The organism is Flavobacterium pygoscelis, from assembly GCF_023162025.1.
In the GTDB taxonomy this organism is placed as follows: Bacteria; Bacteroidota; Bacteroidia; order Flavobacteriales; family Flavobacteriaceae; genus Flavobacterium; species Flavobacterium pygoscelis.
This window is the reverse complement of sequence record NZ_JALNUB010000002.1, coordinates 491,117-501,656: the sequence shown is the minus strand read 5'-3', so window position 1 is coordinate 501,656 and position 10,540 is coordinate 491,117. Positions and strand designations below refer to the sequence as shown.

The 10,540-nt window shown below is 31.4% G+C and carries 6 protein-coding genes; 3 read left to right on the top strand and 3 right to left on the bottom strand.

Features of this window, described 5'->3' with window-relative positions; genetic code table 11:
- From MW871_RS04410 to MW871_RS04400, 3 genes are all read left to right on the top strand, one after another.
- Window positions 1-2,132 (top strand): DUF7507 domain-containing protein (locus MW871_RS04410; RefSeq protein ID WP_248427694.1); only part of this gene is annotated, 2,132 nt, incomplete at its 5' end.
- Between the two features lie 127 nt (window positions 2,133-2,259).
- Complete coding sequence (locus tag MW871_RS04405; protein WP_248427693.1) at window positions 2,260-3,168, top strand: PorP/SprF family type IX secretion system membrane protein; 909 nt, start codon at window positions 2,260-2,262, stop codon at window positions 3,166-3,168.
- Window positions 3,169-3,251: 83 nt separating this feature from the next.
- Window positions 3,252-5,183 carry an OmpA family protein gene (locus tag MW871_RS04400; RefSeq protein WP_486599185.1) on the top strand — a complete coding sequence of 644 codons (1,932 nt, stop codon included), beginning with the start codon at window positions 3,252-3,254 and terminating at the stop codon, window positions 5,181-5,183.
- Between the two features lie 261 nt (window positions 5,184-5,444).
- On the opposite strand, the gene MW871_RS04395 is transcribed toward MW871_RS04400, so the two are convergent.
- Genes MW871_RS04395 through MW871_RS04385 form a run of 3 tightly spaced genes read right to left on the bottom strand, consistent with a single transcriptional unit; the run spans window position 5,445 to window position 10,538 of the window.
- Window positions 5,445-6,710, bottom strand: a complete 1,266-nt coding sequence (locus MW871_RS04395; RefSeq protein WP_248427691.1) for a YaiO family outer membrane beta-barrel protein — start codon at window positions 6,708-6,710, stop codon at window positions 5,445-5,447.
- Window positions 6,707-9,103, bottom strand: coding sequence for an LTA synthase family protein (locus tag MW871_RS04390; RefSeq protein ID WP_248427690.1), 2,397 nt, complete (start codon window positions 9,101-9,103; stop codon window positions 6,707-6,709). Before MW871_RS04390 ends, MW871_RS04395 begins: the two co-directional genes overlap by 4 nt.
- A gap of 13 nt (window positions 9,104-9,116) precedes the next feature.
- Window positions 9,117-10,538 carry a glycosyltransferase family 2 protein gene (locus tag MW871_RS04385; protein WP_248427689.1) on the bottom strand — a complete coding sequence of 474 codons (1,422 nt, stop codon included), beginning with the start codon at window positions 10,536-10,538 and terminating at the stop codon, window positions 9,117-9,119.
- Between the last annotated feature and the right edge of the window lie 2 nt (window positions 10,539-10,540).

Genomic DNA, 10,540 nt, shown 5'->3' with positions numbered 1-10,540 from the left:
AAGCGATCAACGTGAGTGTGGTAGCCGATAATAAAACCAAAGTATACGGAGACGCGAATCCAGCGTTAACCGCTGTGGTAACCGGAACGGTAAATGGCGATGTGATTGACTATACGTTAAGCACTACCGCTACGACCACTTCAGCAGTAGGAAGCTATCCAATTGCAGTGGCTTTAGGCAGTAATCCAAACTATACCGTAAGCACAACAGACGCGCTATTAACGGTAACACCAAAAGCGATCAACGTGAGTGTGGTAGCCGATAATAAAACCAAAGTATACGGAGACGCGAACCCAGTGTTAACCGCTGTGGTAACTGGAACGGTAAATGGCGATGTGATTGACTATACGTTAAGCACTACCGCTACGACGACTTCAGCAGTAGGAAGCTATCCAATTGCAGTGGCTTTAGGCAGTAATCCAAACTATACGGTAAGCACAACAGACGCTCTATTAACGGTAACACCAAAAGCGATCAACGTGAGTGTGGTAGCCGATAATAAAACCAAAGTATACGGAGACGCGAACCCAGTGTTAACCGCTGTGGTAACCGGAACGGTAAATGGCGATGTGATTGACTATACGTTAAGCACTATCGCTACAACTACTTCAGCAGTAGGAAGCTATCCAATTGCAGTGACTTTAGGCAGTAATCCAAACTATACAATTGTTACTACTAATGCCATTTTGACTGTTATTAAGAAACCAAGTATTGCACTTGTTAAAACAGGCGTTTTTATGGATGATAATAATGATGGTTTTGCACAAGTTGGTGAAAAAATAATGTATACTTTTTCAGTTACTAATACTGGAGATATGACTGTAAATTCGATCAATATTACTGATGCAATGGTAGGTTTGATAGTTTCTAATACTATGATTCCATCTCTTGCTGGAGGTATGACAGACAATTCTATTACAGGAATCTATGTATTAACTCAAACTGATATTGATGCTGGTCAAGTAACTAATACTGCTGTTGTAAAAGGTAAAGATCCTAAAGGAAATGAGGTAACAGATATATCTGGTACTGATCTAAATAATGATACACCAACAATTACTTTCTTAACTCAAAAGGGAAGTGTTGCAATTACAAAAGATGGAGTATATGTTGACAGTGATAATAACGGAGTAGTGAATGTTGGTGATAAGATAAGATATAATTTTGTTGTAACAAATACTGGTAACGTGACATTAACAAATGTAACGATCAGCGATCCTTTACCAGGAGTGATAGTATCTGGAGCTCCTATAAATTTAAATATAGGTACTTCTAATTCTACTAATTTTGTAGGAACCTATTCTATAACTCAAGCTGATATAGATAATGGTGTTGTTTACAATTTAGCTAGTGTTACGGGTACAACTCCATTTGGTAGTAAAGTAACAGCTAGTTCTACTGATCCAAATCCTTGTACGGATTGTTCTCCAAAACCAAACTGTACTGATTGTACTATCACTTTGTTAACGCAAACTCCTAATTTGAAAGTAATAAAAACAGCTTCTACAACGGGGTATAGTTTAGTAGGTGATACAATCAGTTATACTATAGAAGTGAAAAATACTGGTAATACAACTCTTTATCAAGTTGTTGTAACTGATCCATTGACAGGTCTGAATACTACTATTGCTAGTTTATCTCCAGGTATTTCTAAGTTGTTTAACGAAAGTTATTCAGTAACTAAAGCAGACTTGGTGAAAAATTCAGTAACCAATACAGCTACTGCTAGTGGATTAACTCCAGGGAACATTACAATTAGTGCTACGGATTCAGTGGTAATTGATAAATCATTAGTATTAGGTTGTGGAAGTATAGTAGTTCACAATGCTTTTTCTCCAAATGGTGATAATATAAACGATGTTTTTGTAATCGACAACATTGATAGTAAAGAATGTTACCCTGAAAATAGTGTCGAAATATACAACCGTTGGGGAGTATTAGTTTTTGAAACTAAAAATTATGACAATAAAACTAATAATTTTGAAGGTATATCAAGAGGAAGAACAACTCTAAGTCAGTCTGAAGGACTACCTACAGGAACTTATTTTTACATCTTAAATTACACTTTCGTAGACGGAAATGGAGATCTTCGAAATAATAAAATGGATGGATATTTATATCTTACTAAATAATTTTAATTCCTGAGGATAATCAATTGTCCTCAGGATAAAAAATATAATTTTATTTAGGATTACAGTATTAACATTTAGCTAAACGACTCGTTTTTTAATAGAATAGTGTCGTAATAAAAAACCTACTATGAAAAAGAATTTTTTTTTAATTATTTTGATGTCTACAGCTTTTACTAGTTTTGCCCAACAGGATGCTCAGTATACACAATATATGTATAATACCATAAATGTAAATCCAGCTTATGCCGGATCAAGAGGTGTCATGAGTATTTTTGCTTTGCATCGAACGCAATGGGTAGGGTTAGATGGTGCTCCAATTACAAATGTAGCTTCTATAAATACACCAATAAGTGATAGTAGAGTGGGACTAGGTGTTTCTTTTGTCAATGACAAGATTGGACCTACTAATGAAAATACTCTTTCTGTGGATTTATCATACACAGTTCCTATGTCAGAGAATTATAAACTTTCGTTTGGTATAAAAGGGACAGCAAATTTGTTTAATCTTGATATTTCAAAATTAAATCCAGTTGATATTGATCCTTCAATACAAAATGTAGAGAATAAATTTTCTCCAAATGTTGGTGCAGGTATTTACTTGCATTCAGACAAGGCTTATGTTGGATTTTCGGTTCCAAATTTTATTGAATCGAATCGTTATGATGATAATGAAGTAGCCATTTTTAAAGAGAAAATAAATTACTATTTGATGGCAGGATATGTGATCGATTTAAGTAGTGAAGTAAAATTTAAACCTGCTGTTCTTTCTAAATTAGTTATTGGTTCACCTCTTCAGGTAGATATTTCAGGAAATTTTTTATTTAGTGAAAAATTCACCGTTGGTGTTGCCTATAGATGGAGTGCCGCTTTGAGTGGTATGGTTGGATTTCAGGTTTCTGATGGCATATATATAGGTTATGGTTATGATAGAGAAACCACAAAACTAAACAACTATAACTCTGGTTCACACGAAATATTTTTGCGATTTGAATTGTTCAGTCGTCAGTCTCGAATAGTATCACCTAGATTCTTCTAAAAATCATGATAATGAAATCAAAGATTCCAAAAAGCCAATTAAGTACTACTAAAGATTTACATAAAAGTAGCTTTGTATCGCTAATGATAGTGTTATTAACTTCAACAGGTATGTTTGCGCAATCGTCTAAAGAGACTAAAGCAGATGATCAATACGAGAAGTTAGCGTATGTAGATGCTATTCAAACTTATGAGAGAATTGCTGTTAAGGGATATAAATCTCAAGATATGTTACAAAAACTAGCAGATTCATATTATTTCAAAGCAGATTTAGATAACGCTGCAAAATGGTATAAAGAATTATTTGCTTTCGCAAAAGATATTGCTCCGGAATATTATTATCGCTATTCACAATGTTTGAAAGCCATAAAAGAGTATAAGAAAGCAGATGAAATGTTAGCAATGTTTAACCAAAAAAGTAGAAATGATTTAAGAGCAAATCTTGCGAGTTCTCAAAAAAATTACCTTGCAGAAATTAAGAAAAATTCAGGAAATTATACTATCGAAAATGCCGGTATTAACTCTGAATATTCAGATTATGGAAGTGCCTATTATGGTAATAAATTAATTTTTGCTTCAGCTAGAGATACCAGCGGATTAAGAAACATGAAGCATACCTGGACAGGTGAAGGTTTTACTAACTTATATGAATCTGATATCGACAATCAGGGTGTTTTGTCTACTCCAAAAAGATTTGGAAAAAAATTAAATTCTAAATTTCATGAATCTACACCCATTTTTACAAAAGATGGAAAAACGGTTTATTTTACAAGGAATAATTTCCTAAACGGAAAAAAAGGTAAAGATTCGGCTAGGATAACTTTGTTAAAATTGTATAAAGCGAATTTAGATGGCGATAAATGGTCAAACATTACTGAATTACCATTTAATAGTAATGAATATAGTGTAGCTCATCCTGCTCTTAGTGGAGATGAAAAGACTTTATATTTTGCATCAAACATGCCTGGAACATTGGGTCAGTCTGATTTGTTTAAAGTTGAAATCAAACCTGATGGTAGCTTTGGGAAACCTGAAAATTTAGGCAAAGGAATAAATACAGAAGGAAGAGAAACTTTTCCTATGGTCACTTCTACAGGCGAATTATATTTTGCCTCTGATGGTCATCCCGGATTAGGTGGATTGGATATTTTTGTATCAAAAATAGATTCGGATGGAACTTATAAAAATGTTCAGAATGTTGGAGAACCATTAAATAGTTCTAAAGATGATTTTGGTTTTTTAATTAATGAGGTAACACGTAATGGATACTTCACCTCTAACAGAGAAGGTGGAAAAGGGGGTGATGATATATACAAATTAATAGAAATTAAAAAAGCAGTATGTGAGCAAATGTTAGTAGGAATTGTTACTGATAAAGAAACAACTTTACCTCTAGCAAATACAGTAGTAACTTTATTAGACGCCAATTTCAAACTATTAAAAGAATATACTACAGCTTTAGACGGTAAATTTGACTTTGGGCAAGTTACATGTGATTCAAAATTTTATATAAAAACAGAAAAAGAAACTTATACAATTATCGAAACCACAGTAAGTATTCCAAATGAATCTGGAAAAACTTTTATTACCATTGCTCTTGATAAATCTGTAAAAGCAGTTAAAGAAGGTGACGATTTATTTAAAATGATAGGTTTAAATAGTATTTATTTCGATTTAGATAAATCATTTATTCGTAAAGATGCAACTGTAGAATTAGCAAAAATCCTTGATGTTTTAGAGCAAAATCCTACGATGGAAATTGATATCCGCTCTCACACAGATTGTCGTCAGACAGCCAAATATAATTTAGCTTTATCTGAAAGAAGAGCTAAATCGACAATGGAATGGTTGGTGAAAAAAGGTATAAATAAATCTAGATTATCAAGTAAAGGATATGGAGAATCACAATTGGTTAATGATTGTGGTTGTGAACCAACTAGTAATTCAAATTGTACTGAAGAGCAACACCAAGCCAATAGACGTAGTGAGTTTATTGTTAAGGCTAAGAAAAAGTAACACTATTATATCTATATAATTTAAAAACTTTCAACTTTATTAATGTCAGTGGTTAGATCAATTTGTTAATTAAATACAGACATATTCCTAAAAAGGTTTAAGTTGAAAAAAAAGGCTTCGATTTTATATCGGAGCCTTTTTATTATGAAAATAATCCAGTTATAATTAGTCATATCTAATAGTGTTTTTTATGTAAGATGACTATTTGTAAAAGTTCAAGAAAAACAACTGATTTAAATAAAATTGGAATTTAAGTTTCTATTATTTGAACTTTAATTCCCAAGACAAAGCAAGAGAATAAATCCAAAAGAAATTTCCTTGGTCAAAAATAATTTGTTGATGTGCTACTCCAAATTGTGCTCCCCAAGCATTTTGTTTTTTAGTTGTCGTAAAGTAATAACCAACATTTAACTTTTGGGACTCAAGATTTACTATTGCTGCGTCATTTGGGTTAAATTGAAATTGATTAATTTCTGGAGAGAATCCCATTCCAACAGAAATGCCTAAATAATTATCAGCATCACTTCGATATTTTCTATAAGTTAAGGTTCCAGATTTACTAGTTCCTGTGTCACCTGGAGTAAAATAAGGGCGAAAAGACCAATAACTATTTCCTGTATACCAGCCCAATGATCCAGTAAAAATGTTTGTGGTAGATGAATATTTTAAGGTTCTAAATCCAAGTGAAATCTCAAAACTTTTAGGCAATGATTGGTACAACTCAGCACCATATTTTAAATCTGGAAATAGAAATGAATTTGCTATTCCAACATTTACATAAGCATATAATCCTTTTCTAATTTTAGGATATAAATCAACTTCAAACTGTGCTCCGTTTTCACCAAAGCGTCTATTTATATTTAGCTTTGGGGTAATACTTCCATATTTCGTTTGTCTGCTATATTTTAAGGAATAATATTGCATCGGATCAAAAACAGAGGAATACAGATCGACAGCCGCATTAATACCGATACTATTTTTTCTAAGTAATTTATCTAAAGACATTTTGAAATCTTTAGCTTTTTGATCCTCGGGATTTTTATCTAAAACTGTTTCAATTGTTGCTAATGCCTCTAATGGATCATTAGTGTTTTCTTGAGCGCTCGCTTTTAGATAAAGTAATTCTGAGTCATTTGGAAATAGTTTCAAAGCATTGTTAGTCATATCTAATGCCGCATAAGGCAAGTCTGCCCACAATTCATTTTTTATAGCAGCAATCCAAGTATCTTTACTGCTTGAATCTTTTTCTAAAATTGAAGCAAATAATTTTCTTGCTTTTTTATAATCACTATCCCAAGAATATGTTGTTGCCAAAAAGGTATTAATTTCATGGTAATTAGGATATTTACTCAAAATATTTAGTAATGTATCTTGCGCTTGTTTGCGTTGCTGGTTAAAGGCTAAATTTCGAGCAGTTTGAAATGAAGTATCAGGATTTCCATGATATTTATTCTGTTGTCCACGTACTATTATTGAAGTAAAGAACAAAAATGCAAGAGTCAGTTTTATATTTATTTTCGATATCATTTCTTAAGATTTTTTTTAAAATTTAAATATTCTTTATTTTCAGGATAAAGTACTAAAAGGCTATCTATTATTCTTTTAGAATCCTTTAAATTACGATTTCTTTTGTATGCTTGACCCAATTTAAATCCAATTTCTGGATTGTTAATCTGATTACTCAAAGCCTTTTTACCTATTGCTATTCCTTTCTTATTTTGTCCAGACCACCAATAAATGTCCATTACAGCCAAATAGGAATCTCCATAAAAAGGAGTTCTATTGATGACTTCAAGCAATTCTTTTTCTGAATTTCTATAGTCACCTTCCCAAGCCAGTATTCTGCCTTTCAGAGTTCTTACATCACCATAATTAGGCATGTCATTTAATATATAATTACACAATAATTTTGCTGATTTACGTTCTTTTTTGAAAGCTAATTCTCTGGCCAAAAAGAAAATTTGATCATGATCAAGTCCTTTTGTTAATTTTTTAATGTTTGACATTTCGGCATCTGTAAATTCATAAGCAGGCTTGTTAAAGTTAGAAGTTGTACTTGTAATTTTATCTTTTGTGGTTAAGTATGAATTTAATTTTTTAAAATTAGTAAAGGAATTGCTAATCGTTTCTCTAATGCCATCGTTAGTTTCGCTAATGTTGAAATTTTCATCGATTTTAAACAAAGTTCCGTCAGAATAAAAGTATTCTTTGTAGATATAATCATTTATACTTCCCTTATAGCGCATTAATGCAATATTATGAACATTTCTAAATTGTCTAACAGTATCTAATCCTTGAGCAATCCAATCTGTTTTTTTTAACTTATTAATATTGTAGTTATTCGTCAAAAAAGAAACTAAACTTGGGGTTACATCTGTATGCGAAGAAATAGATTTTATAATAGCTGTTTTTTTTAATAATGGACTAAAAATATAAAAAGGTACATGAAAACGAGACAGATTATCTTTTTGAGGTACTGGAATTAATCGGTGATCTCCTGTAATTACAAAAATAGTATTTTTATAATCGGCTCTTTTAGAATAGGCATGCATGAAATCTTTTAGAGAATGATCAGTGTATAATAAACAAGCTAATATATCTTTATAATCTTTTATTTTACTTTTTTCGGAGCTGGTCTTTGTATTAAGAATGTCTTCTACTTTAGTCAAATATTCCTTTTTTGTTGGAAAATCAAACGGTTCATGATTGGTAAGTGTCATGATAATATCCAACCGCGGTTGTTTATCGTCTTTGAGTTCTGATAAAGTCTTTTTATATATTTCAGCATCTGGATAACCCCACGAAAATCCCCCAGAATTTGCTTTTGTCATTGTATATCCTGGACCAAATTTATTAATATCAATAATTTTATCAATTCCATTATATTCTAAAAAATTACTTTTTCTATCAAATGTAGATTCGTCACCACAATAATAATTGGTGGCGTACCCATTTGATTTCAAAATACTAATCAACGAATTGTGTTTAGGAAGAGGATTTAATTCCATAAAACCATTTTCCCCAAAAGGTAGCGATCCCATTAATGACGGAAGAGCACCAAAAGTACGTCCTGCATTACTCACGAAGTTGCTCCAGTAAATAGATTTTTTAGTCAAGGAATCCAAATAAGGAGTAAAGCCACTATATTCTCCATCATCTGTAAAATCTCTACCTAGTCCTTCAATAATAATGAATACAATATTTGGACTTTGTTCTTTATTAATTGTAAAAAAAGAACCTAATACATCCTTGTTCATTTCAGCATTTTCATCTAAAGGGAATTCTTTTTTAAATGATATATTTCCATCTATAGCGTTTGCATTATCATTTTTTGCTCTTATTATATCGCTAATTAAGAAATTTAATTTATTTTGAGTAATGGGTTTTTTAGTACCTGGAATTATTAAATTCAGTAAGCCAGTAATTAATAGAACTAACAGTATTATTATATAATTTATTTTACTTCCTAAAAAATGGAGTAATCGAATAATTCCTATGTAAAAAAGAGGCAAAATTACAAAAGGTAAAAAAGTCAAAAAAGATATCGATAGAGATGCTGTAACCGTGGTGTACATATCATTAAAAGAATATCCTAAAAGGTCGGCTCCAAGATTGAGGTGAGTAGTTATACTATAGCCTATCAAGGCCATTTGTACGATAGCAATTATACAAAACAAAATTTTTACAACAACTACCCCTAACTTATTACTAATAATTTGTAATAGAAGGAAAACCGGTAAAAACACTAAACCAATTAGTATTGCTGTAAAAAAATCATTCAATAGTTTATAGCCAAAAAGCGCTGCATCAAAATTTTTAAAAATTTCAATGAAACTCAAAAGACAAAATATAAGTAGTAAGGAAACGGTCGAATAGAGGTAATCTAATAAACCATTTTTATAATTAAATTTAATATTCATTTAGCTTTTTTATTTATGCTTTTGTCATTCCTTTTCGTGTCATCTCTCCCCATTTCTTTTTTTTGTTAAAATAGTAATCTATATTTCCTCTAATTGCTGCATATAAAATAAAGGGATGATTGACTAAAGGCTCTAGAAAAGCAATAAGTAGTAGTCGAAATCCTGTTCCCTTTTTCTTATATTGATGATAAGTTAATTCCTCTGTAATTAAAGCAATTAACGAAAAGAAAACGGTGAATAAATAGGCTAAAACAATAAAAGCAAATGCATAATCCCATCTTATTTTATTGCTTATAACTAGTATGGCAAAATAGATAATACCCACAAATTCTACCACGGGAGCCATTCTCTCGAAAAAAAACCAGTACGGATAACTCAAAACCCCTAAAGTTTTATACTTTGGATTAAAACCAATTTTTCTATGTTTTTTTAGAGTTTCAATAGTACCACGAGTCCATCTATTTCTCTGTGAAATAAATATTTTATAATTATCTGGTGCTTCTGTCCAGCACAACGGATCTGGAATATAGGCGACTTTATATTTTTTATTTTGTTCCTCCATATAGCCTCTCATGCGCACCACTAACTCCATGTCTTCACCTACCGTATTCTTGTCATAACCACCCACTTGTATGGCAATTTTTTTGTCAAACAAACCAAAAGCTCCAGAAATTACTAAAAGTCCATTAAGTCTGCTCCAAGCCATTCTGCCTAATAAAAAAGCGCGAATATATTCTAGAATTTGTCCTTGTTCGATTAGTTTTTTTGGAAAATTCACATCATGTAATTTTCCATCTTTAACGATGCAAGAATTTGAAATTCTGATGACACCGCCTGCTGCAATTACTTTTTTATCGGTAATTTCAAGAAAAGGTTTTATCATTTTTTGAAGAGAGTCTTCTAGTAACAAACAATCAACATCAATACAAGCAACATATTTACTATTGCTTATATTTAAACCCATATTCAAAGCATCCGATTTTCCACCATTTTCTTTATCGACTACAATTAATTTTTCAAATGCAGGATTTGTCGATTTGTAAATTCCCTTTCTAAGCGGTTGCGTCACGATTTGTTCATTCATTAAGTAGTCTACAGGTACAAGATTATAGACGTTAATTAATTTTTCTAAACTATCATCTTTGCTTCCGTCATTAATTATAATTACATCATAATTTACATAATGGTTGGACAACAATGAGCGCACATTTTCGACAATATTTAAACTTTCGTTATAAGCAGGAGCAATTATCGAAATGGAGGGCGAAATAGTAGAGGACATGATTTCCTTATAGTTTACAAAGCTATTTTTGTGTTTATACTCGATTGTTTCTATTGCCGAAATAGTAGCTAATACAAGATAAGATAGAATTGCACTTATGCTATAAATGAAAAACAAGTATTGTATAATATCAATAATAATTTGCGTTATCATAA

Bases quoted from the DNA above. Each gene is read 5' to 3' on its own strand.
- MW871_RS04405 (WP_248427693.1), top strand. From the start codon at position 2,260: ATGAAAAAGAATTTTTTTTTAATTATTTTGATGTCTACAGCTTTTACT.
- MW871_RS04400 (WP_486599185.1), top strand. From the start codon at position 3,252: ATGATAGTGTTATTAACTTCAACAGGTATGTTTGCGCAATCGTCTAAA.
- MW871_RS04395 (WP_248427691.1), bottom strand. From the start codon at position 6,710: ATGATATCGAAAATAAATATAAAACTGACTCTTGCATTTTTGTTCTTT.
- MW871_RS04390 (WP_248427690.1), bottom strand. From the start codon at position 9,103: ATGAATATTAAATTTAATTATAAAAATGGTTTATTAGATTACCTCTAT.
- MW871_RS04385 (WP_248427689.1), bottom strand. From the start codon at position 10,538: ATGATAACGCAAATTATTATTGATATTATACAATACTTGTTTTTCATT.